Below are 24,759 nucleotides of genomic sequence, written 5' to 3'. Positions count from 1 at the left end.
GTACATCGACCAGATTAATGGTACCCGGGGTACCACACAAGCTTAGCCGCTACTTCTTGTCACATCTATTTCGCGGGAGCCGAGACGAGATCGGCGATCGGGGTCAGCGGATTGAGCATGACACCGGCCTTGCGCAGGCTGTTGTCCACGATCGCCCAGATGGCCTCCTGCAGGTAGGACGACAGTTCCGCGGCTGCCATCGGCTGCATGGACTGGCTCAGCCACCGGTTGACGCTGCCGTCGACGAAGCCGACCAGGCCGAAGGCCATCGGTTCGGCGATCGTGGTCGGGGCGCCCTGAGCCCGCAGCGCGTTCTCGAAGACCTCGCGCACGGTGCCCGCGATGGCGATCTTGGTGCCGGACACCAGCGGCGAGTTGCGCCGCCCGTCGCGGCCCTCCGACCCGGCGCCGAGGAAATAGTGCAGCCGCGGATTCACCGCGATCCAGCCCACATAGGTGTCCACCGAGCGCGCGATCGCCTCGGCGACGGTGCCCTCGGGGTTCAGCGTGGGTTCCAGCACGGCCATCAGGTCGTCGAGGATGCGGGCGCGCAGCTGCTCGTCGAGATCGCGGCGGTCCTTGAACAGCCGGTAGAGCACCGAACGCGGGACTTCGGCGAGGTCGGCGATCTCCTGGACGCCCACCGAGGCGCCCTTGGCCTGCACCGCGGTGAGGGCGGCGGCGAGGATGCGTTCGCGGCGGTCGGCGCGATGCCGATCCCACCGGCTCGCCCGCCCGTCGGCGTGCTGAGTGGTCACATTCCTCCTGTGTTCTCGGAGCGCTGGTGCGCTCGGGCGGGGCCCTTCGGGCCCCTGCGAAAAACACTAGACACATCAGGTTTCGCGGTGGTTCCCGGCTCCCGGGGGCGTGTCCGGGAGCCGGGGCTCAGCTAGTTGTTCACCGACTAGCTGTTCACCGATGCGTCGCGTGGCAGGCCGAGCATCCGCTCACCGATCACATTGAGCTGCACCTCGGTGGTGCCGCCGTAGATGGTGGTGGCACGACCGGCGATGAGCTGTTCCATCGCGTGGTCGCTGCGCTCGCCGGGCACCGAGACCACCCCGGCGATGCCGAGCTCGGCGACGACGAACTCCGAGATGGCCTGTCCCAGCGCCATGCCCAGCAGCTTGCCGACACTCGAGGTGGTCGACACGTCGATCCCGGACAGCTGCTTGAGCACCACCCGCGAACCGATCACGTCCACCGCGCGGCTCTCGGCCATGAGCTCACCGACCCGGTCGCGCGCCACCGGCGACAGTTCCCGGCCCACCGCGAAGCGCAGCAGGTCGGTGTCGGTGGCGTAGGCCTCCATCTTCTGGCTCAGCGCCACCCGCTCACCGGCCAGCGTGGTGCGGGCCACGTGCCAGCCGTCGTCGACGGCCCCGACCACGTTCTCGTCGGGGATGAACACGTCGTCGAGGAAGACCTCGTTGAACAGCGCGGAGCCGGTCATCTCGCGCAGCGGGCGCACGGTGATCCCGGGCGAGGACATGTCCAGCACGAAGTAGGTGATGCCCTCGTGCTTGGGCTTGTCCGGGCTGGTCCGCGCGATGAGCATGGCCCACTCGGCGAACTGCGCGACCGTGGTCCAGATCTTCTGGCCCGTCACCTTCCAGCCACCGTCGACCTTGACGGCCTTGGTGGTCAGGCTCGCCAGGTCCGACCCGGCACCGGGCTCACTGAACAGCTGACACCACACCACCTCACCGCGCAGGGTCGGCACGACCAGGTCGCGCTTCTGCCGCTCGTCGCCGTGCGGCACGATCGCCCCGACCGCCCAGGTGCCCATGAGCAGCTGCGGCATCGGGATGCCGGAGGCCTTGATCTCCTGGGCGATGACGACCTGCTCGAGCGGGGAGGCCGAGCGGCCGTAGGGGCGCGGCAGGTGCGGGAGGTTCCAGCCGCCGTCGCCCAGGGCGACCAGCTGGTCGTCCTCGTCGTCGATCGCCGCGATCACCGCCAATTCGGCCCTGACCTCGGCCCGGATGCGTTCCGCCTCGGCGGGCAGCTCCAGTTCGCTCGACAGGGTCAGCCCCGACAGCGCGTACCCCGCCACCGCCTCGGCCCGTTCGTCGCGTGCGCCGAGCAGGCCACGCAGTGCCAGGGTGCGCCGGTAGTACAGGTGCGCGTCGTGCTCCCAGGTGAACCCGATGCCGCCGTGCACCTGGATGCAGTCCTGCGCCACCTGCACCGCGGCGTCGGGAATGATCAGCCCGGCGATCGCGGCGGCGTAGTCGGCGGTCTCGTCGGCCCGGTCCAGGGCGAACGCCGCGTCCCACAGCACCGCGCGCGCCTTCTCCAGCGCGATGCCCATCTGGGCGCACTTGTGCTTGACGCCCTGGAACTGGCCGATCGGACGGCCGAACTGCACGCGGGTCTTGGCGTACTCGGCCGCGGTCGACACACACCACGACATGACGCCGACCGCCTCGGCCCCGAGCACCACCGCGGCCACCGAGCGCACCCGCTCCGCGGAGACGGCGAGCACCCGTTCCCGCGGGACCTCGACCGCATCCGCGTGCAGCCGGGCCGAACCGCGCAGCACGTCGATGCCGTCCTGGGCGGTCACGGTCAGGTCGGTGTTCTCGAACGCCACCCACCGCTGCTCGCCGTCGACGGTGACCGGCGCGAGGACCACATCGGCCCCGAGCACGCCGAGCACGCCGTCGGCGGTGCCGTCCACGACGAGCACCCCGTCGCGCGCGGTGCCGGTCAGCGCCGAGGAAGTCGCGACGGCGCCGGTGCGCGAGCCGTCGGTGAGCCCGGGCAGCTGCGCCGCCGCCCATGCCCCACCCGCCTGGGCGAGCACGGCGCTCGCCAGCGCGGTCGGCACGAACGGGCCGGTGTGCAGGCCGCGGCCGAGCGGTTCGAGCGCGACGGCCAGGGTCAGCAGGCCCGCGCCCTGCCCGCCGGATTCCTCGCCGACGTGCAGGCCGAGCAGATCCTGCGCGACCAGCGCGTCCCAGTAGGGCAGGCGCTTGCCCGCGTCGCTGGATTCCACGGCGGCGCGGACACTCTCGGGGGTGATGGTGCGCTCGACGAAGCCACGCACGGCCTCGGCGAGGGCCAGGTGGTCCTCACTGACGCCAACGCCGAGCTCATAGCTGGTGCGCGCCATGGCTAGCTGGTCTCCTTCAGCCGCGCCGCGACCTCGTCGATGGTCCACGGGCCGTCGGTCTCCACCGTGCGCACGTCGTGCCACCCGGCCAGTTCCACGATCGCCCCGCCCTGCACCGCGAACACCTTGCCGGTGATCGGGCAGTCGGCCTCGGCCAGGTGGGCCACCAGCGGCGAGATGTTCGACGGCGCGAACGCGTCGAACTCGCCCTCGGGGACCTCGGCGGCGAACAGCGCGCCCATGCCGGGGGTGGCCAGGGTGAGCCGGGTGCGCGCGATCGGCGCAATCGCGTTGACCCGCACGCCGTAGCGCTCGAGCTCGTCGGCGGCGACCAGGGTCAGCGCGGCGATACCGGCCTTGGCGGCACCGTAGTTGCCCTGCCCGGCATTGGGCATGAAGGTGCCCGAGGCCGAGGCGGTGTTGATGACCGAGGCGTTGACCGGGTTGCCCGCCTTGGCCTGGGCCTTCCAGTAGGCCGCGGCGTGGTGCAGGGTGGCCGCGTGGCCCTTGAGGTGCACCGCGATGACGGCGTCCCACTGGGATTCGTCCATCCCGGCGATGAAGGCGTCGCGCAGGATGCCCGCGTTGTTGACCACCACGTCGAGGCGGCCGTACTCCGCGACCGCCTGGTCGACGAGTTCCTTGGCGCCGTCCCAGGTGGCGATGTTGTCGGTGTTGGCCACGGCCTTGCCACCGGCGGCGACGATCTCGTCGACCACCTGCTGGGCCGGACCGGCATCGGTGCCGGTGCCGTCGTTGGCGCCACCGAGATCGTTGACCACCACCGCCGCGCCCTCACGGGCGAACAGCAGCGCGTGTTCACGGCCGATACCGCGACCGGCGCCGGTGACGACAGCGACGCGTCCGTCGAGCTTTCCCATCAGTGTTGTCTCCTAGTTGAATTCGACGCGGCCGTCGGTGATGGCGAGCTCGCCCGCCGCCTCGGTCTCGAAGGCGTAGGCGTTCGGTTCGGTACGCCAGAAGGTGGTGGTGATGTCCTGACCGGGCAGCACCGGCTTGGCGAAGCGCACCGCGAGACGGCGCAGCCGGGCGGTGTCGCCGCCGGCGAGTTCGGTGAGCGCGGCCCACGAGGTGAACGCCATGGTGCACAGCCCGTGGTTGATGATCCCGGGCAGACCGGCCATGCGGGCGATCTCGTCGTCGAGGTGGATCGGCATCGGATCACCGGAAGCCGGCGAGTACCTGAAGGTCTGGTCCTCGTCGATGTGGGCGGTGACCCGCGCGGCCTGCTCGCCGGCCCGGTCGGCGTCGGTGATGCGGTGCCCGGGCGCCTGTTCGCCCTCGCCCGGTCCCGCGTCGACCTTGCGGAAGAACGCGGTCATCCACTGCTCGTTGACGAGTTCGCCAGCGGCGTCACGGGTTTCGGCGTAGATGACCACCGTCGACCCGTTCGGCTTGCCCGCGTACCCGATCGGCTTGGCCCGCACCACCAGTTCGTCACCGGCCACGATCGGCCGGTGGAACCGGAAGTCCTGCTCGCCGTGGACCAGTTTCATCAGCAGTTCGACCGGCGCCACCGACAGTGCGGCGGGCGCCATCGAGGTGAACACCGGCACCACCGCGAACACCGGCGGGGCGACCTGCCCGCTGCGGTGCGCCTCGATCGGATCATTGGTCGCGGCAGCGTATTCGGCGATCCGCTCGGCGGTGACCGAGAACCGTTCCTCGTCGGTCCACTCCCCCAGCGCGGAGCCGTCGAAGACGACTCCGGCCGATTCCGAGGTGGTCATGCCGCCGAGCCGACGAGCTCGGTGAACTTGGCCATCGACTCCTTCAGGTCGGCCTCGGCGTGCTTGGCCACGGCCTTGCCGATCGGTCCGACGATCATGGTGCCCTTGAAGCTGGCGTCGAACTTGGCCGAGGACCCGGTCGCGGTGGGCTCCACCTCGAGCGCGAATTCGACGGTGACCCCGGCCATGCCGGTGCCGGTGATCTTGAGGAACTTCTGCGGGTCGACCTCGGCGACGGTCCACTCGATCTTGTTGGCCATGTTCATCACCGACACGACCTCGATGAACCGCGCGCCCGCGGCGAGCTCGGCGGGCAGCTCGCTGCGCCAGCCCTGGTGGATGGTCAGCCACTGCTCCCAGTTGGCCAGGTCGCTCAGACGGGCCCACGCCTGCTCGGGGGTGACGGGAAGTTCGGTGGAAACGGACACGGATGCCATGGGGTTACTCCTCGTTGAGTGGGAAAGGTGGGCGGGAAAGGATCAGCGGACGGCCGGACGGTAGGCGGTCACCACGACCGCTCCGCCCAATCCGATGTTGTGCTGCAAGGCGATTCGGGCACCCTCGACCTGACGGGCGTCGGCGGTGCCGCGCAGCTGCCAGGTGAGTTCGCTGCACTGCGCCAGGCCGGTGGCACCGAGCGGGTGGCCCTTGGAGATCAGGCCGCCGGAGGGGTTGACGACCCAGGTACCGCCGTAGGTGGTGGCGTTGTCGTCGACGAGACGGCCGCCCTCACCGGGGGCGCACAGTCCCAGCGCCTCGTAGGTGAGCAGTTCGTTGGTGGAGAAGCAGTCGTGCAGTTCGATGACGTCGACGTCCTCGGGACCGATCCCGGCCTGCTCGTAGACCTTGCGCGCCGCGGTGCGCGACATGTCCGAGCCGACCAGATTGATCGCGGTCGGGTCGGTGAAGGTGGAGCTCAGGTCGGTGACCATCGCCTGCCCGACCATCTCGACCGCCCGGTCGGCCAGGTCGTGCCGGTCGACGAACGCCTCGCCGGCCAGGATCACCGCGCCGGAGCCGTCGGAGGTCGGCGAGCACTGCAGCTTGGTGAGCGGGCCGTAGATCTGCTTGGCGGCCAGCACTTCCTCGAGGCTGTATTCCTTCTGGAACTGCGCGTACGGGTTGTTCACCGAGTGTTTGTGGTTCTTGACGCCGATCTTGGCGAACTGCTCGGCGGTGGTGCCGTAGCGCTCCATGTGCTCTTTGCCGGCGGCGCCGAACATGTACGGCGCGGGCGGCATGGCGAACTCCTGGAGTTCGGCCAGCGCCAGCAGGTGCCGCATCATGGGCTGTTCGCGGTCGTCGAACGTCGAACCCAGCGAACCCTTCTGCATCTTCTCGAAGCCGAGGGCCAGGGTGCACTCGGCCAGTCCGCCCCGGATCGCCTGCGCGGCCAGGTAGAGCGCGGTCGAACCGGTGGAACAGTTGTTGTTGACGTTGACGATCGGGATCCCGCTCAGCCCCAGTTCGTAGACCGCGCGCTGCCCCGAGGTGGACTCGCCGTACACGTAGCCCACGTAGGCCTGCTCGACCTCGTCGTAGCCGATCCCCGCGTCCTCGAGTGCCTTGGCCCCGGCTTCCCGGGCCATGTCCGGGTAGTCCCATTCGAGCTCGCCCGGCTTCTCGAACTTCGTCATGCCGACGCCGACGACGAACACCTTCTGTGTCATGTACGCACTCCCGTGTCCCGTGTGTCCCGAATACCTGGGACACCGTGTCCCTGCAATTTAGGTTGGACACGTCGTCCAGGTCAATAGATTGGACAAAACCCGTCATCCACCGGTCACAGCAGGGAAAAGGTTGCGCGATTCCCGCCCGCCATGGGCATGCATGGGATATATGTCCCGGATACTGGACACGACGAACGGCCCGGCGCATCGCGTCGCCGGGCCGTGGTCGGAGGACGAATTCGCCTACCCGACAGTGCTTCCGGTGCGGGAGGCGACGATCCGGTCGAGATCGCGGAGGGTTTCGGAGTACGCGACCGCGGGCACCCGTGTCAGCGGCACGGTCGCGCCGTCGCACAGGAAGCGCAGGTCGCCGATCTCGACCTCGGACTCGGCGAAATAGCCCGAGAAGCCGCAGCGCAGTGCGGCGATCAGGCCGTCACCCACCGGCTTCGTGGCCTGGTACTCGTTGTATTCGCCGTGGGTCGACCAGCCGCGGGCCGACAGCATCGGCACCGCCACCTGACCCTGGACGGTCTGTCCGACATATCGGGCGGAAGTGTCACCGGCCAGTTCGTCCGGCGTCGCGACGAAGAACACCCGCTCGACCTGCTCGACCGGTTGCGCCACCCCGCGCCGCGCGAGCTCGTCGCGCCACTGCGCCAGCAGGCCCTCCCGGTCGAGTTCGAGGGGGTGGACGGCGGTGACCGGACCCGCGCGGTCGATGTCGTCGAGCAGCCCGATCGCGCCGGTTCCGTCGCGCCAGAGCAGGGCGGGCAGCATGGCGGACCCGGCGGGCAGCGTCAGCAGCCGGGTGAGTTCGGGCGCGGTGAGGGTGCCCACGGTGGCGACCAGCCGTTCCACCAGGCCGGAGCGCATGCGGCGGGCCTGGTCGCGCAGGCGTTCCTGGTGTTCGCGCAGTTCCTTGTACGCGGGGTCGGCACGCACGGCCGAGGGCACCGATTTCAGGGTCTTCCCGGCGCGGTCGACGACGAGGTCGACATCGGCGCCGGTGACCCGCAGGCTGACGTGGTAGTCGCCGATGGTGGCCGCGGTGGGTGTCGCGGTCGCGATCCGCGCCTCACAGTCCCATTCCAGCCGGTCCGCGCCGTCGACCCCGGCCACCTGCGCGAGATGTTCGAGCGCCACCGCGACGGCGGCGGCGTGGCTGATGCGCCGGTTCGGGCCGAGTTTCGGACCGCGCCGGGCGCATTCACGCAGGGCCAGATACCGGTCGAGGACGGTCTCCCCCGCGTCCAGCGGGAGCATGCCGAAGGCCGCGATGCCGTGCAGCGCATTGCTTTTCACGCGCTTGACGACCTTGGCGCGGTTGTCGCCGAGGACGGCGGAGACGAGTTCGTTCGGTTCCAGCGCCAGGATGCGCCGTGCGTCGTCGGGCCCGGTCCGCTCGATCGCGCGCAGCAGCGCGGCGCGGTCCTGCCGGACGACCTCGCCGGTGGGCAGTGCCTGGATCATCCGCAGCAGGTCCGCACCGTGCCCGAGACCGAAAAGCGGCAGCAGGACGTGCGCGTCGCCCGCGGCCCTGCGCCACTCGAAGACCCGTCGCTGATCGGCGACCGGCCGCGCCCGCAACTCCTCGAGCAGTTCCGCCCGTTCGCCGTCGGTCAGCTCAGCCGCACCGAAGTAACCGGCGCCGTCCGGCTCGCCCGTCCAGCGCAGTGCCAGCTGGACGAAACGCAGTCCGCGCGGGGGGAATCCGATGGGCACACTGTCCCACGTCACCGGTTCGGGCCCCGACACCCGCTGCCAGGTGCGTTCGTCGACCAGCGCGCGCACGGCATCCGCGCAGGCCAGGGGTGTGCCGGTGATCTCCCCGCTGCCGTCGCGCCCGACGATCGCGTAGCCGAGATAGCGGTCGTCGGCGAAGGCCCGTTCGACCACGGCGGCATCGAGCGCATCGGCCCGGTACAGCGCGTCGAGGATCGCGGCGACCGTGCCCCGGTCCAGCCACCCGAGCGGCTTGAACACCAGCAGGCGCAGCAACGCGAGGTCCCCGGCGGAGTCCGCTCGCCTGGCCACCTCGTCCAGCAGCAGCCTGTGGCGTACATCGACGCCGAGATAGCGAGCGACCAGTGTCCTGATCCGCGCCGAGGCCCAGGGCGCGGCCAGCAGACCCGCGATATCCGCCGAGTCGTCGACGGGAAAGGCGGCGTCGTACACCTCGTCGAGTACGGCCGTCAGATCGCCGACATGGTGTTCCAGATGTCCGAGGGCCCGGTCATCCCCCTCCTCCAACTGAACGCGGACCCGATCCGCGATCACCCTGAGCCGGACCGGGTCGCCCGCGCACTGCCGCGCCTGCTCGACCAATTCCCCCAGCGCGCGCCGCTCGTCCTCGACCACACTCACGTACTCCGCGGGGATCGGCCACGGCGCCGGCTCGTTCTCGACCACGCCCGCCACGCTACAAGCGGCCACCGACATCGGTGACTACGGTGGATTCGTGATCACCGTGCCCGAGGAGTTCGCCGGTAAGAAGCAGTACAGCGCAAGCGAATCGGGCAGGCGGTGGATCGCCGCCCTGCCGCGGATCGTGGCCGAGCTGACCGACCGCTGGTCCTGTGTGCCCGACGGCGCGATCCGCTACGGCGAGGTCGGCCTCGTCGTCCCGGTCCGCCACCGCGACCTGCCGCCCGCGGTCATCAAGGTGTCGTTCCCACACCCGGGCAATGTGCACGAGCCCGACGCGTACGCGGCGTGGCAGGGCACCGGCGCCGTGCACCTCTACGAGCGCGCCGACGAGCACTTCGCCATGCTGCTCGAACGCGCCGAGGACACCCTCGCCACCGTCACCGACAACGACGCGGCCCTCGTCGTCCAGGGCACCCTCACCCGCACCCTCGCCGTCGCGGCACCGGCCGACCTGCCGAGGCTGGAGGACCGGATGGACGAGTGGGCCGACGACATCACCCGCACCGCGGCCGCGTTCGGCCACCCGATCCCCCACCGCGTACTCGACGCCGCCCTGGCCACCCTGCGCGAACTGGGCGGCGACCAGCCCGCCCTGCTGATCCACGGCGACCTGCACGACGGCAATGTCCTCGCCGGGCAGCGGGCACCGTGGCTGGCCATCGACCCGAAGTGTTTCGTCGGCGACCCTGCCTACGACGGGCTCAATGTCATCCGCAGCCCCCGCTTCGCACCCCTGTTCTTCGCGCCGGACCCGAAGCCACAACTTCTGCGCTACATCGAGATCTACAGCGACGCCGCCGAACTCGACCCGGTCCGGGTCCGCCGCTGGATTCAGGCGGGGGCGGTGAAGGAGGCCCTGTGGGGCCGTGAGCACGGCGATCCCGATTGGCTGATCCAGGCCACCGACTGGCTCGCGACGGCGCTGACCGGCACCCAATAGCGCACGGCGCCACTACTTTTCACTCGCCGTGACATTCCTGATACCGTTTCCGGCGATGCCGGTTCGGTGAGTCATGCAATGGAACATGTTGCAGGACACAAGGTTCACTCTGCTCGGATCGGTGGCTCCACCGTCTTCACCCCTGTGGCACCCGGTGCCACGGCTGCGCGACGACGCGCGATGACCATCGTTGTCTCCGACAGGAGTACGTGCTGTGATGCCCCAGACCTCGGCCGCCCCCGCGCAGACGCCGCCGGTGCCGAACTCGCTCAGCGACATGGACCGGGTGCCGCTGTACTCGCCGGAGTTCGCCGCCGATCCGCAGGCCACCTATCGCGAGATGCGCAGGCGCTTCGGCTCGCTCGCCCCGGTCGACCTGGTGCCCGGCGTCCCGGCCACCTTGGTGATCGGCTACCGCACGGCGGTGCAGATCCTCAACGATCCCGACCACTTCCCCGCCGACGCCCGGATGTGGCAGCGCACCGTTGCGGCGGACTGCCCGATCCTGCCGATGATGTGCTATCGCCCCAACGCGATTCGCACCTCCGGCCTCGAGCACACCCGCTACCGGCAGGCCACCGTCGCCGGGATCGCCGGGGTCGACCTCTACCGCCTGCACAGCACCGTCGAGCAGATCGCCATGCCGGTGATCAACTCCTTCTGCGCCGACGGCAGCGCCGACCTGCTGAGCCAGTACGCCTATCCGGTCATCTTCGCCACCATCAACGCGATGCTCGGGGTCGGCGAGGAACTCGGCGCGCGGATCGCCACCGGCATGGCGCAGATGTTCGAGGGCGGCGACACCGCGGTGCAGGGCGCGCAGATGCTCGAGGACTCCCTCTACGACCTGGTCCGGCAGAAACAGGCCGAACCCGGCGACGACATCGCCACCCGGCTGGTCCAGCATCCCGCCCAGCTCGACGACGAAGAGCTGATGAACCAGCTGCTCACCATCTACGGCGCGGGCATCGAGCCCATGCTCAACCTGATCCTCAACACGGTCCGGGTGATGCTCACCGATCCGCGTTTCGCGGGCAGCCTGCTCGGCGGCAGCCTGTCCACCCGCGACGCCCTCGACGAGGTGCTCTACACCGACCCGCCGATGGCCAACTTCTGCACGACCTACCCCCGCCAGCCGATTCTGGTCGACAATGTGTGGCTGCCCGCGCACCAGCCGGTGGTGATCAGCATGGCCGCCTGCAACAACGATCCGGCCATCGGCACCGGGGAGTTCCTGGACAATCGCGCGCACCTGGCCTGGAGCACGGGCCCGCACAGCTGCCCGGCCAAGTCGCCGGCCTACCTGATCGCCCAGGAGGCCATCGATCAGCTGCTCGATGCCCTGCCCGAGCTCGAATTGGCCGTTCCGCCCGAGGAATTGGTGTGGCGGCCGGGGCCGTTCCACCGCGCGCTGGCGGGCTTGCCGGTGGTCTTCCCGAAGACCGCCCCGCTGCCCCTGCCCTGAGCGCTGTCCGGCCGGACCCCACCCGGCCGGACAGCGGGGCCTGGTTACGCGCCGTCGATGATCGCCGGCAGCTGCCGGTGCCCGTTGGAGATGAAGCTGGGCACCGTGCCGAGCTCCTCGACCGGCACCGCCAGGCTCATCTTCGGGAACCGCTCGAACAGCGCGGGCAGCGAGACCAGCGCCTCGAGGCGGGCCAGCGGCGCGCCGAGGCAGTGGTGGGCTCCGTGGCCGAAGGCCATGTGGGACTGGTTCTCCCGGCGCGGATCGAACTCGTCGGCGGTGGGGCCGTGCCGCTGCGGGTCGCGGCCCGCTGCGGCGTAGCCGGCCAGGATCGCCTCGCCCGCGGCGATGCGCACGCCGTCGATCTCGATGTCGGACACCGCGTACCGCAGCGGCAGGTGCGCCACCGGCGACTCGAATCGCAGCGTCTCCTCGACCACCTCCGGCCAGGTGACCGTGCCCTCGCGCAGGTCGTCGAGCACCTCGGGCCGGGTGAGCAGCACGGTGATGGCCTGGTCGAGGAGGTTGACGGTGGTCTCGTGACCGGCCGAGATCACCAGCAGCAGCGTGGCGATCAGCTCCTCCTCGGTGAGCTGGGCGTCGTCGCCCTCGTCGTCGCGCTGGGCGATGAGCAGGCTGGTCATGTCGTCACCGGGCTGCTCGCGGCGCAGCGCGACGAGTTCGCCGAGGATCCGGTACATCTCCATGTAGTTGGCCTGCGACTCCTCCGGGCTGAGGGTGGTGTCGAAGATGCCGTCGACGCACGTGCGCAGCCCGGGCCCGAGCGATTCCGGCACGCCCATCAGCTCGGAGATCACCTGGATGGGCAGCGGGTACGCGAAATGCTCACGCAGATCCACGGTTTCGCCCGCGGGCACCTCGTCGAGGGCATCGAGCAACTCGGCGGTGATCCGCTCCACCTGCGCGCGCATGGCCTCGGTCCGCCGCGCGGTGAACGCGGGCGCCACCAGCCGGCGCAACCGGCGATGGTCGGGGCCGTAGGCGGTGAACATGTTGGGCACCGCCACCCACAGGTACAGCGGCCAGTCGGCGGGGATCTCGCCCGCGACGAACGGCGGCCAGTGCTGCGCGGCGTCCTTGGACACCCGCGGGTCGATGAGCAGCTTCTCCAGCAGGGCCGCGTCGGTGACCGACCACGCCTGGACCCCGCCCGGCAGCTCGATGAGGGTGGCGCGCCCGCGCTCGCGCAGCAGTACGTTCTCGCCTTGGATGTCGTTTCCCGTCGGATCGATTACCCACCGATTCGTCACCGATTCCACCATGAAGCCTCTCGATCACCGGTGTTCCGTGGACCCGTGCGCAGCGGCCGCAGCGAAACATGTTGCTGGACTAGACCTTCCGGTCCGTTAAGGGATGCTACCGCTCCGCCCGTGGCCCTGCAGCGCCTCGAGCGGAACGGTCCGAATCGGCTGTCCAGGTGCCGCTCAGCGCAGCGTGACGGTGGTGGGCAGGGACGCGAAACCCCGGTTGTTGGAGGAGTGGACGCGCACCGAACGCTCGGTGTCGACCTCGAAATCGGCGACGGCGGAGACGATCTCCTCCAGCGCCACCCGCAGCTCGAGCTGGGCCAGATTCGCGCCGAGGCAGTGGTGCCTGCCCGAGCCGAAGGCCAGCGACGCACCGGTGTCGCGGCCGAGATCGAAGGTGTCGGGATCGGCGAAGACCGACTCGTCACGGTGCGCGGACCCGGTCAGCAGGAGGATACGGGCGCCGGCGGGGATCTCGGTCCCGTGCAGTTCCAGCGCGACGGTCGTGGTGCGCAGCTGGGACTGGGTGGCCGGGTCGTAGCGCATGGACTCGGCGATCCAGTCGTCGATGCGGCCCGCGAAGGCCGCGCGGCGCTGGTCGGGGTGCGCCGCGGCGGCCGCCCAGGCATTGCCCAGGGTCAGCATCACCGTCTCGATGCCCGCGCCGACGAGCAGGATGAGCACGCCGACGATCTCCTCGGGGCTGAGCCGGTCGTCGCCGTCGGCGGCGTCGAGCAGCCCGGAGAGCAGGTCGCCGGTGCGCTCCTGGCTGCGCGCGATCGTCAGTTCGGTGTAGTAGCCGACCAGCGCGCCGATCGCCTGCATGGCCTCCGGACGCAGATCGGCCGACTCGGCGTCGGTGTACATGATCTCCATGCCCAGCTTGCGCACCAGATCCCGATCGGCCTCGGGGACCCCGACCAGCTCGGAGATCACCTCGGTGGGAAACGGCCCGGCGAACTCGGCCATCAGGTCGAAGCTGCCCTTGGCCAGGGCGGGGGCGAGGGTGCGCCGGGCGATCTCGCGTAGTCGCGGCTCGAGCGCCTGCACCCGGCGCTGGGTGAACGCGCGGACGACCAGTTCGCGCATGCGGGTGTGCTTGGGCGGGTCCATCGCCACGAAGGAGAACAGTTTCTCGGCCTGTGGGCCCCAGAACGCGGGCTCCATGCGCAGGCCGTTGGCGCTGGAGAAGCGCTCGGAGTCGCGCAGGGCGGCGCGGACGTCGGCGTGGCGGGAGAACGCCCAGAAGTCGTCGGCCTCGTTACGGTAGACGGGGGCCTCGGTACGCAACCTGGCATAGTACGGGTAGGGATCGGCGTGGACGTCGAAATCAAAGGGGCTGAACTGCAGGGGCATGGTCGTGCCTTCTCGAGTCGGGCTGATCCCGACGACGGTAGTCGAGCGAAAGGAAGGGCGCCGTGGACTTCGAATCCGCCGCCGACCGGGTGGATGTCACCAAACCCCACCCGGCCCGCCGGTACGACTACTGGCTCGGCGGCACCGCCAATTTCGAGGCCGACCGCAAGTCCGCCGACGCGGTGGCCAAGGCCTTCCCGTCGATCCATTTCGCGGTGCTGGAGAACCGCCGCTTCCTGCGCCGCGCCGTCGACCACCTCGCGCGGGCCGAGGGGGTGCGTCAGTTCCTCGACATCGGCACCGGCCTGCCCACCGAGGGCAATGTGCACGAACTGGCCCAGGCGATCGCGCCGGCGGCGCGCATCGTCTACGTCGACAACGATCCGATCGTGCTCTACCACGCGCGCGACCTGCTCGACAGCTCGCCGAGTGGCGCCACCGCCTACATCGACGCCGACCTGCGTGATCCCGCCTCGATCCTGACCCACCCCGCGCTCACCGGCACCCTGGATCTGGACCAGCCGGTCGCGCTGATGCTGTGCGCGGTGCTGCACTTCCTCACCGACGACGAGCAGGCCTACGCGGTGGTGCGGGAACTGCGCGAGGCGCTGGCGCCGGGCAGCTACCTCACCCTCACCCACGCCACCGACGATCACCTCTCCGCGGAGGACCGCGCCGAGACCGACGCGGCCAACCTGCGCAGCGGCGTGCCCTTCCGGACCCGCTCGACCGCCGAGTTCGCCCGGTTCTTCGACGGGCTCGAGCTGATCGAGCCCGGCATCACCTCGGTCATCGACTGGCGTCCCACCGAGTGGCGTCCGCATCCGCGCCGGGAAGCCGTCTCGATGCTCGGCGCGATGGCCAGGATCCCCTAGGCGTCGATCAGCAGGGCGAAGCGGAACCCGCAACTGGTTTCCAGCGACTCCGAGCGGCGGTCGACCTCGGGTGCGCTGCGCACATCGATGCTGAGGTCGATGTCGTCGATGTCCTCCCGGAACCGGTCGGCCATCCAGAATTCGGTGTGCCAGGCCGTGCGCCCGGCGAGCGCGTCGCCGGGCTCGGGCCGGAAGTCGGTGCGGCGCACACAGATCGGGGTGCGCCCGTCGGTGTCGGGCGCCAGGTACAGCACGACCGGGCCGTGCATGGCGGTCATCAGCTGGAGCACGTCGCCGGCGTCCTCGGTGGCCGCGACGGCGCGGTGACGGTGCTGTACTGCGGCGTGGTCGAGCATGGTGCACTCCTTGCAGATCTCTCGACGTGTGGTCGGGTTGCCCGACACTATGGGTGGGCAAGGTTGGTTCAGGGTTGGTGCGGATCGAACGTTGCGAAGTTCCGCACCGATTCCGCCGGGTCGGCTCAGTTGACCGCGGCCTCGGTCCAGGCGCGGGTGAGGATCTCCTCGACGGTCTGTTCCGGGGTCTGTTCGGAGGTGTCGAGCCAGAGTCCCAGGCGCGGTGTGTGATCGCGCAGCCCGGCGTCGAGCGCCTCGACGGTCCACTCGTCGTAGGCGTCCTTGCCGCGGGCTGCTTCCCTGGCCGCGATGGCGGCGGGGCTCGGCGCGAGCACGACCACCAGCAGCGGCCGGTGCCGGACGGCCTCGGCCAGCTCGCTCAGATGCTCGCCGAGCACGACGTCCTGGGCGACCACGGTGAAGCCTTCGCGGAAGTACTCGTCACAGGCCAGTGCGGTCAGCCGGTGCCGCAGGCGCAGCTGACGGACCGCCTCGCCGGAGGGGTCGGGGGTCATGTCGGCGCGTCCGTTGATCACCATGCGCCGGAACAGGTCTCCGCGCAGATGCACCGAACGCGGCAGCCGCTCGGCCAGCAACTGGGCAATGGTGGACTTGCCCGCCGCCTGAATCCCCGTGACGAGGATGATGGCCTGCTGCATCGATGCTTTTCCTCCTACGACAAATTCCACGCGGGTATTTCGGCGTGCGAAACAACGACGCCGGACCGGCCGACCTATTCGCTCGCCGGCCTTTCGTGAGGTCCCTCACGGTAGACCAACCATACCGAGCCACTCACGCCCTGCCAAAGTGGCGAAATCGCCGGGTAGCTGATTCGTTGCCAGGTTCGCATCACAGCGGATCATCCAGGGCGTCAGACCCGGACGGCCGATAGCCGAATTTCCGAAACTCCCAGTTACACATAGTGGTCGCCAGGGTTCCTCACATCGATTCGACGCATCGCTTCGTCACCGATCACAGGGTTACTCTTCCGTAGCGTTCGATCGCATCGGCGATCCGAATCCCCCCGAGGCACCCTTCCGACGTATTCAGGAGTTCCCGTGTCGCATTCGCGTTTCGAGTCAATCGGCGCCTATCTTCCGTCGAATATCGTGTCGACCGAGGAATTGATTTCGCGTCTGTCCGTGCCGCCGTCGTTCGATCTGGAGAAGATCACCGGGATCAAGGAGCGCCGGGTCCGCGACACCTCCCCGGAGAACCAGGAGGATTCCTTCGCGCTGGCGATCGCGGCCGCGCAGGACTGCCTGTCCCGATCCCGGTACGCCCCCGGCGAACTGGAGGTGATCATCTCCTGTTCGATCACCCGCAGCGACGAGGGCACCCGGATGTACATGGAGCCCTCCTTCGCGTCCAGCATCGCCAAGCACCTCGGCGCCGGGTCGGCCATCACCTTCGACGTCTCCAATGCCTGCGCGGGGATGCTCACCGGCACCTACCTGCTGGACCGGATGATCCGCTCCGGCGTGGTCCGCAACGGCATGGTGGTCAGCGGGGAGTCCATCACCCCGATCGCCGACACCGCCGTGAACGAGATCTCCGAGAAGTACGACCTGCAGTTCGCCTCGCTGTCGGTGGGCGACTCCGGCTGCGCGGTGATCCTCGACGAGGCCGTCGACGACGCCGACAAGATCCACTACATCGAATTGTTCACCGCCGCCGAGCATTCGCACCTGTGCCTGGGCATGCCCAGCGACAAGTCCTCGGGCGTCGCGCTCTACACCGACAACCGCAAGATGCACAACGAGGCGCGGTTCCTGCTCTGGCCGGACGCGCAGGGCGACTACCTCGCCGCCCAGGGCCGGGCCTTCGCCGACGAGGGATTCGACTACATCATCCACCACCAGTTCGGCGCGGCGGCCGTGCCGTACCTGAACGCGGTGGCCGCGCGGGAGTTCGGTGTGCCGATGCCGCCGGACCTCAATGTGATCGAGAAGTACGGAAACACCTCGACCACTTCGCATTTCATCGTGCTGCACGATCAGCTCTCCGACCAGAACATCGCGGCGGGCTCCAAGCTGCTCATGGTCCCGGCCGCCTCCGGTGTCGTCGCCGGCTTCCTGTCCACCACCATCTCCTCCCTGAAGGTCTGAGGTTCGTCATGGGCGTTCGTATCCGAACCACCGGCACCAGTACGGTCACCGACACCCACAGCGTGGTGGAACACAGCGGCAGCGCGGCGCGGGAAGCCGTGCGGCGCGCCGGGATTCGCACCGACGAGGTCGGTGTGCTGATCAACACCGGCATCTTCCGCGACTCCAACACGGTGGAGCCGGCCGTCTCCGCGCTGATCCAGAAGGCCGCGGGCATCGGCCTGGACTACGTCAAGAACGACGCGCGCACCTTCTCCTTCGACCTGATGAACGGCGCGGTCGGCGTGCTCAACGCCGTGCAGGTGGCGGGCTCGATCCTGACCACCGGCAGCACCGGGCACGTGCTGATCGTCGCGGGCGACACGCACCCCTCGCTGACCCGCTCAACCGCCGACGCCGAATTCCCCTACGCCACCGCGGGTGCCGCGCTGCTGCTCGAGCACGTCGACGGGCCCGAGGGCTTCGGTCCGGTGCACACCGCGACCGCGCCGGGCACCGCCGCCGAACGGGCCTATGTCGACACCGCGACCATGGGCACCGTCGGCCGCGGCCTCATGACCATCGAGCGCGAACCCGATTTCGAGGACCGGGTCCTTGCCGTGGCCACCGAGGTGGCCCGCACCGCGCTCGCCGGTGCCGACACCGCGCGCGTGGCCCTGATCGCCTCGACGCCGAGCCCGCAGTTCCCCAAGCTGCTCGCCGACGCGCTCGGCCTGGACCAGGACGCGGTGCGTGTGCCCGACCTGTCCGCCGGTGACCCGCACACCGCCACCCTGCCGCTGGCCTACGATCGCGCCGTCGCCGAGGGCTCGCTGGCCGGATACACCCATGTGCTCTTCGTCGCCGCGGGGGCGGGCCCCTCGGCCGCGGCCACGCTCTACCGCCTGCCCGCGGAGACGGTGTGACCACCGCGACCTACTGGGAGACCATCGACGGATTCCGGCAACTCGCCGCCACCCACCCCGATCGCGCGGCGGTGATCTACCCGGACGGGACCACCCCGGGCGGGCTGCCGGACTACCGGCAGATCACCTACCGCGAGCTGGACCAGTGGTCCGACGCGGTCGCCGAACAGCTCCTCGCCTCGGGTGTGGGCAGCGGGACCCGCACCATCGTGCTGGTGCTGCCGAGCCCGGAGCTCTACGCGATCCTGTTCGCGCTGCTCAAGATCGGCGCGGTGCCGGTGGTGATCGATCCGGGGATGGGTGTGCGCCGGATGGTGCACTGCCTGCGGGCGGTCGAGGCGGAGGCGTTCATCGGCATTCCGCCCGCGCATGCCCTGCGGGTGCTGTTCGCCCGCAGCTTCCGGCACGTGCGGACCACGGTCACCGTCGGGCGCCGCTGGTTCTGGGGCGGGCCGACCCTGCGGTCCTGGGGCCGCAGGCCCGCCGGGGTACTGCCCGCCCGCACACCGGCGTCGGCCGACGAGCTGCTGATCATCGGGTTCACCACCGGGAGCACCGGCCCGGCCAAGGCGGTGGAGCTGACCCACGGCAATCTCGCGGCGATGGTCGAGCAGGTGCACACCGCGCGCGGCAACACCCCGCCGGAGACCTCGCTGATCACGCTGCCGCTGGTCGGCGTGCTGGATCTGCTGCTCGGTTCGCGCTGTGTGCTCCCGCCGCTGATCCCGAGCAAGGTCGGCTCGACCGATCCGGCGCACGTGGTCGACGCGATCGAGCGTTTCGAGGTGCGCACGCTGTTCGCCTCCCCCGCGCTGCTCATCCCGCTGCTCGCGCATCTGCGCGCGCGGCCGACCCCGCTGCCGTCGCTGGCGAGTGTGTTCTCCGGTGGTGCGCCCGTGCCGGACTGGTGTGTGGCCGGGCTGCGTGAGGTCCTGCGCGCCGACGCCGAGATCTACGCCGGGTACGGGTCCACCGAGGCGCTGCCGATGTCGACCATCGAGTCGCGGGAGCTGCTCGACGGCCTGGTCGAGCGGGCCCACACCGGGGACGGCACCTGCATCGGCCGACCGGCCGACCGCGTCGAGGTGCGGTTGCTCGGGATCACCGACTCCCCCGTGTCCTCCTGGGAGGGCGCCGAACAGCTCTCCGGGACACGGGAAGTCGGCGAACTGGTGGTGGCGGGCCCGAACGTGAGCACCCGCTACTACTGGCCCGCGCGGGCCAACACCGAGGGCAAGATCGCCGACGGTGACCGGATCTGGCATCGCACCGGCGATCTGGGCTGGATCGACGAGCAGGGCCGGATCTGGTTCTGCGGGCGCAAGAGTCAGCGGGTGCGCACCGCGCGCGGACCGATGTTCACCGTGCAGGTCGAGCAGGTCTTCAATGTGGTGCCCGGGGTGGCGCGGACCGCGCTGGTCGGGGTCGGCGCGCCCGGTGCGCAGCGTCCGGTGCTCTGTGTCGAGCTCGAGGACGGCGCCGATCAGGTCGCGGTGCTCACCCGATTGCGCACGCGCGCGGTCGATTTCGCGGTGACCGCGCCCGTCGCGGATTTCCTGGTGCATCCCCGTTTCCCGGTCGACATCCGGCACAACGCCAAGATCGGCCGGGAGGAACTCGCCCGCTGGGCGACCGAGAAGCTGGAGTCGGGCCGATGAAGATCCTGGTCACCGGAGCCTCCGGGTTCCTCGGCGGCAGCCTGGTGCGCGCGCTGGTCGCCGAGGGCACCCACGACGTGGCGATCCTGGTGCGGCGCACCAGTGTGCTCGACGATCTCGGCGACGCGCTGGATCGGGTGGAGGTCGTGCACGGCGATCTCACCGACGCGGCCTCGCTGGTGCGGGCCACCGCGGGCCGCGATGTCGTGGTGCACAGCGCCGCCCGCGTCGACGAACGCGGCACCCGGGCCCGGTTCTGGGCCGAGAACGTCCGCGCGACCGAACTGCTCCTCGACGCCGCCCGTCGCGGCGGGGCCACCCGGTTCGTGTTCGTCTCCAGCCCCAGCGCGCTGATGGACCGCGACGGCGGCGATCAGCACGACGTGGACGAGTCGCTGCCGTATCCGCGGCGCTACCTCAACTTCTACTCCGAGACCAAGGCCGCCGCCGAACGCGCGGTGCTGGCCGCGAACGCGCCCGGCTTCACCACCGTCGCGCTGCGGCCGCGCGCGATCTGGGGCGCGGGCGATCGTTCCGGGCCGATCGTGCGGCTGCTGGGCCGCACAGCACAGGGCAAACTGCCCGATCTGTCCGCCGGGCGCACGATCGAGGCCTCGCTGTGCCATGTCGACAACATCGTGCGCGCGTGTGTACTGGCGGCGACCGCCGAGACCCCGGGCGGCAAGGCGTACTTCGTCGCCGATGCCGAGAAGACCGATGTGTGGCGGTTCCTCGGGGAGGTGGCCGAGCGCCTGGGCTACCAGGCACCGAGCCGGCGGCCGAATCCGCGCGTGCTGGCCGCGGTGGTGACGGTCATCGAGGCGATCTGGCGCATTCCCGCCGTCACCGATCGCTGGTCGCCGCCGCTGTCGCGCTACGCCGTGGCCCTGATGACGCGCAGCGCCACCTACGACACCACCGCCGCGCGCACCGACCTCGGCTACGTCCCGGTCGTCGACCGCGACACCGGGCTGGCGGAGTTCCTGCGCTGGCTCGACACCCAGGGCGGCATCGAGACGCTCACCCGCACCCTGCGCTGACCCCGCACGACCTTCCGAAGGCATTCATGAACGCCCGCACCGTCTTCCGCCGTCCGCTCTCGACCACCGAACGCATGTACTTCCCCATGCGCGAGCTGGCACCGCCGTTCCTCATGCAGCTCGTCGTGCCCGGTGAGGGCGATCTCGATCCCGAGCTGCTGCGGCGCGCGGTCGCCACGGCGGCCGACGCGACACCGGGCGCGCGGTTGATGCGCCAGGGCGGCGACTGGGTCGACACCGGTATCGCCCCGGCTGTACGGGTGCTGCCCGGACATCGGCTGACGTATCCGGCGCTGGAATCCGACCCGGTGCTGACCAGCCCGATCGGCCCGACGCCGGAGACGACCGTCGAGGTCCTGCTGCTCACCGGCGCGCCGACCACGCTGGTGTTCCGCGTGTTCCACGGCGTGATGGACGGCATGGGCATGGTGCTGTGGGTGCGCAATGTGCTGCGCGCCCTGCGCGGGGAAGAGCCTGTCGCGCAACGTGATCCGGTGGCGGATCAGGAGCTGGTCGACCGGATCGGCGCACCGGGCAAGCCGACGCCGATGGTGCCGCGCTATCGCAGCGCGGTCGGGCGGGGCCGTCAACGGCGCGGGTTGCCGCGGCATCTGCTGCGGCACCGGCGCATCGAGGTCGCCGGGCCGGGCGCGCTGGCGCGGGTCTGCGCGCTGCTGGCCGCCGAGACCAAGGGCACCTCGCGCATCATGATGCCGGTCGATCTGCGCCGCCACGACCCGGCGCTGCGCTCGACGGCGAACCTGGCCCTGCCGCTGTTCCTCGACATCGCTCCCGGCCAGGACTGGACCTCGATCAAGGAACAGATCAAGACCGGTCTGGGCGAACAGCGGGAGCTGAACCAGCTGGCCAATACCAAGATCACCCTGGTACCCGACGCGGTGAACCGCGGCGTGCTGCACACCACCAACTGGCTCGGCGCGCGCACCGGCCGGAATCTGGCCTCGGCCACCGTCTCCCATATGGGCCGGTTCACCGGCGAGGAACTGGCCGTGCCGGGCTTCCGGCCGACCGGGCTGTTCGTGCTGCCCCAGCACAGTGTCGCCATGCCGCTGCTGTTCGGGCTCACCGAATTCGACGGGCACACCGACCTCACCGTGTCCGCCCGCAACGGCGCCGGTATCGAGGTGCGCCTCGAGGCACTGCTCGACCGGATCGTGGCGATGCTGGCGAGCGAACTGCCCGTACCGAACGCGCGCCGGTGACCGCGCTCGCCCGGCTGGTCATCGCCCGGCCCCGCGCGGTGCTGGTGGTGGTCGCGGTGTTCATCGGGCTGTGCGCGGCCTACGGTGCCGCGGTCACCGAGCGGCTCAGTGCGGGCGGATTCGCCGATCCGCACAGCGAATCCGCGTTCGTGGACCGGCTGGTCACCGAATATCTCGGACCGCAGAGCCCCGATGTGGTGGCCCTCTACACCGCGCCCGAAGGCAGCGGCATCGACGACCTGGGACCTCGGGTCCGCGAGGCGGTCGACCGGATCGATCCGGCGCTGCTGGCCCGGCCGGTCGACAGCTACTGGACCTCGATCCCGCCGCGCAAGAACTTCCTGGTCTCCGAGGACCGCCGCCAGGCGGTGGCGGTGGTGTTCACCGCCGGGGACGACACCGCGCGCATCGCCGCCTATCCGTCGATCGCCGAGGCACTGCGCGTGCCCGGGGTCGAGGTGCGGATGTCGGGATACAGCGCGCTCAACACCGAGATCATCGAACGCTCCCAGCGCGATCTCATCGTGGCCGAATCGATCTCGCTGCCGCTGACGCTGCTGGTACTGGTGCTGGTGTTCGGCGGCGTGCTGGCCGGTGCGCTGCCGGTGGTCGTCGGCATGCTCGCCGTGGCCGGTTCGCTGGGGGCGATCCGGCTGCTCACCGAGTTCACCGAGGTGACCACCTTCGCCGTCAACATCGCCTCGCTGCTGGGACTCGGCATGGCCATCGACTACGGGCTGTTCCTGGTCAACCGGTTCCGCGAGGAGTACGCCGAGAGCGAGGACGTCCACGCCGCGATCACCCGGACCTACGCGACCGCCGGGCGCACCGTGGGTTTCTCCGCCCTGCTGCTCATGTGCGCGTTCGCGGGCACCTTCGTCTTCCCGCAGGCGGTGCTGCGTTCGCTCGGTATCGGCGCGGTCGCCGCGGTCGCGCTGGCGGCGGCCCTGTCGCTGACGGTGCTGCCCGCGCTGCTGGTGCTGTTCGGCGCCCGGATCGGGCGGGCCAGGTCCACCGCCCGCACCGAACGATTCTGGGCCCGGGTGGTCGAGGCCGTCCTGCGCCGCCCCGGCACGGTCACGATCGCGGTCGGCGCGATCCTGCTGCTGCTAGCCGCCCCGCTGACCGGCATCCGGCTCAGCGAAGTCGATCAGCGCGCCCTGCCCGCGGACAGCGAAATGCGGGCCACCGCCGAAGAACTGACCACGAAGTTCCCCGCCGCGGCCAGTGGCGCGACCGTGCTGCTGCGCGGAATCGACGGTGTCGCACCGCAATCGGCGGCCGTGTCCGCCGCGCTCGCCGCGGTGGAGTCGGCCCCCGGCGTCCGCCAGGTCCTGCAGATGGGCCGCGACGACGACTTCGTCGTGCTGCACGCCTTCCTCACCGACGCCGACCGCAGCGATGCCGCCACCGCCACCGTGCGCGCGCTGCGGGCACTGGAACCACCCCCGGGCACCACGTTCGGCGTCGGCGGGGACACCGCCGCCACCCTCGACACCGTCGACTCCACGGTCGACCGGCTGCCGGTCATGATCGCGGTCATGGTGCTGGCCACCCTGATCCTGCTGACGACCGCGTTCCGCTCGATCATGTTGCCGCTCAAGGCCGTTGCCATGGCCTTCCTGAGCCTGGGCGCCAGTTTCGGTGTGCTGACGTGGATCTTCCTCGACGGTCACTTCGCCGGGATGCTCGGAATCAGTCCCGGCCCGCTGCCCGCGGGCATGCTGGTGCTGATCATCGCCGTGGTCTTCGGCCTGTCCACCGACTACGAGGTCTTCCTGTTGTCGCGGATGGCCGAGGCGCACCGCGCGGGCGCCGACACCGCCACCGCGGTGCGGGTCGGGACGGTCAAGACCGCCCGGGTCATCACCGCCGCGGCGGTGCTGCTCGTGCTGGTCACCGGCGCCTTCGCGCTCTCGCCGCTCACCCCGATGCGGCTGCTCGGCATCGGCATGATCATCGCCCTGATCCTGGACGCGACCCTGGTCCGGATGCTGCTCGTCCCGGCCCTGGTGCAGCTGATGGGTCCGGTGAACTGGTGGCTGCCGGTGCGCCGCTCAGTGGCAGCCGAGGACCGACTCGAACGCGCGCAGTAGCTCGGTCGGCGCGAAGACCTCGGGTTCGGGGGCGTCGGCCCGGGAGACGAGATAGCGGACGGCGTACTGGCTCGGGCGGCCCGAAGCCTCCCGGGCGTGGGCCCGCGCGAGCACACTGGGGCACCGCGCGCATTCGATCCACGGGAGCACTGTCGTGCCGTCCTCGACGGCGGAGCGCACCTCGCTGTCGGGAACCAGACGCACGGTGGCGGCCCGGTCGGGGTCTTTCGCGCAGGCGTCGACGCGATGATGGACCGAGAGCCGTTCACCCCAGTGTTCGGCGAGCACCTCGATCTCGGCCAGTGTCGCCTCGTCGACCGGGACCGCCAGGTCGGCGAGGCGTTCGAGCAGGAACCAGAGCCCGGCTTCCTGCTCCCCGATCTCGCGGCTGTCGCGGAAGCTCTCGGCGTCCTGCGCGGCGGGCAGCAGCCGTGCCAGCCGCTCCCACAGTCGCGCTTCCCACTCCTCGAACCGGCTCCTGTCACCCATGGGGTGCGACT

Annotated in this window: 21 protein-coding genes; 9 read left to right on the top strand and 12 right to left on the bottom strand. The window is 70.2% G+C overall.

Going from position 1 to position 24,759, the window contains the following annotated elements; all coding sequences use genetic code 11:
* Positions 1 to 65: 65 nt before the first annotated feature.
* The 7 genes from ACFC06_RS01605 to ACFC06_RS01575 form a co-directional block, all read right to left on the bottom strand.
* Positions 66 to 758, bottom strand: a complete 693-nt coding sequence (locus tag ACFC06_RS01605) for a TetR/AcrR family transcriptional regulator (RefSeq protein WP_375926556.1) — start codon at positions 756 to 758, stop codon at positions 66 to 68.
* A gap of 146 nt (positions 759 to 904) precedes the next feature.
* Entirely contained in the window at positions 905 to 3,118 is a 2,214-nt protein-coding gene (locus tag ACFC06_RS01600; RefSeq protein WP_375926553.1) for an acyl-CoA dehydrogenase, read from the bottom strand.
* Between the two features lie 2 nt (positions 3,119 to 3,120).
* Positions 3,121 to 3,999 carry an SDR family oxidoreductase gene (locus ACFC06_RS01595; protein ID WP_375926551.1) on the bottom strand — a complete coding sequence of 293 codons (879 nt, stop codon included), beginning with the start codon at positions 3,997 to 3,999 and terminating at the stop codon, positions 3,121 to 3,123.
* A gap of 12 nt (positions 4,000 to 4,011) precedes the next feature.
* The gene (locus tag ACFC06_RS01590; RefSeq protein WP_375926548.1) at positions 4,012 to 4,869 is read right to left on the bottom strand and encodes a MaoC/PaaZ C-terminal domain-containing protein; all 858 of its coding nucleotides are present in this window, start codon (positions 4,867 to 4,869) and stop codon (positions 4,012 to 4,014) included.
* A complete protein-coding gene (locus ACFC06_RS01585) occupies positions 4,866 to 5,306 on the bottom strand; it encodes an SRPBCC family protein (RefSeq protein ID WP_375926545.1) in 441 nt (146 codons plus the stop codon). Before ACFC06_RS01585 ends, ACFC06_RS01590 begins: the two co-directional genes overlap by 4 nt.
* A gap of 42 nt (positions 5,307 to 5,348) precedes the next feature.
* Complete coding sequence (locus ACFC06_RS01580) at positions 5,349 to 6,539, bottom strand: lipid-transfer protein (RefSeq protein ID WP_375926542.1); 1,191 nt, start codon at positions 6,537 to 6,539, stop codon at positions 5,349 to 5,351.
* A gap of 243 nt (positions 6,540 to 6,782) precedes the next feature.
* Positions 6,783 to 8,951 carry a DUF4132 domain-containing protein gene (locus ACFC06_RS01575; RefSeq protein ID WP_375926539.1) on the bottom strand — a complete coding sequence of 723 codons (2,169 nt, stop codon included), beginning with the start codon at positions 8,949 to 8,951 and terminating at the stop codon, positions 6,783 to 6,785.
* Positions 8,952 to 9,000: 49 nt separating this feature from the next.
* On the opposite strand from ACFC06_RS01575, the gene ACFC06_RS01570 reads away from it, so the two are divergent.
* Positions 9,001 to 9,909 carry an aminoglycoside phosphotransferase family protein gene (locus ACFC06_RS01570; protein WP_375926536.1) on the top strand — a complete coding sequence of 303 codons (909 nt, stop codon included), beginning with the start codon at positions 9,001 to 9,003 and terminating at the stop codon, positions 9,907 to 9,909.
* Positions 9,910 to 10,126: 217 nt separating this feature from the next.
* Positions 10,127 to 11,374 (top strand): cytochrome P450, encoded by a 1,248-nt coding sequence (locus ACFC06_RS01565; protein ID WP_375926533.1) that lies wholly within the window; start codon positions 10,127 to 10,129, stop codon positions 11,372 to 11,374.
* A gap of 44 nt (positions 11,375 to 11,418) precedes the next feature.
* Here the strand turns inward: ACFC06_RS01565 and ACFC06_RS01560 are convergent, their stop codons facing one another.
* Entirely contained in the window at positions 11,419 to 12,657 is a 1,239-nt protein-coding gene (locus ACFC06_RS01560) for a cytochrome P450 (RefSeq protein WP_375926531.1), read from the bottom strand.
* Positions 12,658 to 12,819: 162 nt separating this feature from the next.
* Entirely contained in the window at positions 12,820 to 13,998 is a 1,179-nt protein-coding gene (locus ACFC06_RS01555; RefSeq protein WP_375926528.1) for a cytochrome P450, read from the bottom strand.
* 62 nt (positions 13,999 to 14,060) lie between these two features.
* On the opposite strand from ACFC06_RS01555, the gene ACFC06_RS01550 reads away from it, so the two are divergent.
* Complete coding sequence (locus ACFC06_RS01550; RefSeq protein WP_375926525.1) at positions 14,061 to 14,873, top strand: SAM-dependent methyltransferase; 813 nt, start codon at positions 14,061 to 14,063, stop codon at positions 14,871 to 14,873.
* Here ACFC06_RS01550 and ACFC06_RS01545 read toward each other — a convergent pair.
* Together ACFC06_RS01545 and ACFC06_RS01540 are read right to left on the bottom strand one after the other, a co-directional pair.
* The gene (locus ACFC06_RS01545) at positions 14,870 to 15,229 is read right to left on the bottom strand and encodes a DUF779 domain-containing protein (RefSeq protein ID WP_375926522.1); all 360 of its coding nucleotides are present in this window, start codon (positions 15,227 to 15,229) and stop codon (positions 14,870 to 14,872) included. The two genes, ACFC06_RS01550 and ACFC06_RS01545, sit on opposite strands and share 4 nt — an antisense overlap.
* A gap of 125 nt (positions 15,230 to 15,354) precedes the next feature.
* A complete protein-coding gene (locus ACFC06_RS01540) occupies positions 15,355 to 15,888 on the bottom strand; it encodes an AAA family ATPase (protein ID WP_375926520.1) in 534 nt (177 codons plus the stop codon).
* Between the two features lie 399 nt (positions 15,889 to 16,287).
* On the opposite strand from ACFC06_RS01540, the gene ACFC06_RS01535 reads away from it, so the two are divergent.
* The 6 genes from ACFC06_RS01535 to ACFC06_RS01510 are packed head-to-tail and all read left to right on the top strand — an operon-like array spanning position 16,288 to position 24,259.
* On the top strand, positions 16,288 to 17,337 hold the full coding sequence (locus ACFC06_RS01535) for a 3-oxoacyl-ACP synthase III family protein (protein ID WP_375926517.1): 1,050 nt from the start codon (positions 16,288 to 16,290) through the stop codon (positions 17,335 to 17,337).
* A gap of 8 nt (positions 17,338 to 17,345) precedes the next feature.
* Positions 17,346 to 18,242: a hypothetical protein gene (locus ACFC06_RS01530; protein ID WP_375926515.1), complete on the top strand. Its 897-nt coding sequence runs from the start codon at positions 17,346 to 17,348 to the stop codon at positions 18,240 to 18,242.
* On the top strand, positions 18,239 to 19,900 hold the full coding sequence (locus tag ACFC06_RS01525) for a fatty acid CoA ligase family protein (RefSeq protein WP_375926512.1): 1,662 nt from the start codon (positions 18,239 to 18,241) through the stop codon (positions 19,898 to 19,900). Before ACFC06_RS01530 ends, ACFC06_RS01525 begins: the two co-directional genes overlap by 4 nt.
* Positions 19,897 to 20,940, top strand: coding sequence for an NAD-dependent epimerase/dehydratase family protein (locus ACFC06_RS01520; protein WP_375926509.1), 1,044 nt, complete (start codon positions 19,897 to 19,899; stop codon positions 20,938 to 20,940). The genes ACFC06_RS01525 and ACFC06_RS01520 overlap by 4 nt, the downstream gene beginning before the upstream one ends.
* Positions 20,941 to 20,966: 26 nt before the next feature.
* Positions 20,967 to 22,163, top strand: coding sequence for a peptide synthetase (locus ACFC06_RS01515; protein WP_375926506.1), 1,197 nt, complete (start codon positions 20,967 to 20,969; stop codon positions 22,161 to 22,163).
* Positions 22,160 to 24,259 carry an MMPL family transporter gene (locus ACFC06_RS01510; protein WP_375926504.1) on the top strand — a complete coding sequence of 700 codons (2,100 nt, stop codon included), beginning with the start codon at positions 22,160 to 22,162 and terminating at the stop codon, positions 24,257 to 24,259. Before ACFC06_RS01515 ends, ACFC06_RS01510 begins: the two co-directional genes overlap by 4 nt.
* Here the strand turns inward: ACFC06_RS01510 and ACFC06_RS01505 are convergent.
* Positions 24,221 to 24,748, bottom strand: coding sequence for a hypothetical protein (locus ACFC06_RS01505; RefSeq protein ID WP_375926501.1), 528 nt, complete (start codon positions 24,746 to 24,748; stop codon positions 24,221 to 24,223). The genes ACFC06_RS01510 and ACFC06_RS01505 overlap by 39 nt on opposite strands.
* Positions 24,749 to 24,759 lie beyond the last annotated feature (11 nt).

This window comes from Nocardia sp. NPDC056064 (genome assembly GCF_042266925.1).
Lineage (GTDB): Bacteria > Actinomycetota > Actinomycetes > Mycobacteriales > Mycobacteriaceae > Nocardia.
This window is presented reverse-complemented; position numbering and strand designations above follow the sequence as displayed.